The following is a 255-nucleotide window of genomic DNA, read 5'->3' as shown; positions in this document are numbered from 1 at the left end:
GTGACCACGATGCACGCCGGCGGCATCGAAGGGCTGGTTGCCCTAGCCAGGGGAGAAGCCGAGGTCGTCCATGATCCGCAGCGCTCCATTTTGCGTCCGGCCGACCACGGCCTGTTTACGGAAGATGTATTGCTTGTGCGCCGCGACCTCTATGAAACCTTTGAGGCGCTATCCCGATATGCCGCGCGCTGCGATGGACCCGCCTGCGCGCCCATCGCAGAATTTGGCAGCGCCATTGCGCGCCGCTTGGACGAC

At 63.9% G+C, this 255-nt stretch carries 1 pseudogene; it reads left to right on the top strand.

Features of this window, described 5'->3' with window-relative positions:
• Nucleotides 1-255: pseudogene (locus QP934_RS11610) on the top strand (phosphotransferase); the annotation flags it as partial.

It is taken from the genome of Corynebacterium sp. MSK122 (assembly GCF_030229435.2).
GTDB lineage: Bacteria > Actinomycetota > Actinomycetes > Mycobacteriales > Mycobacteriaceae > Corynebacterium > Corynebacterium marquesiae.
Note: the sequence above shows the minus strand (reverse complement) of the source record. Positions and strands in the feature narration are given on the sequence as shown.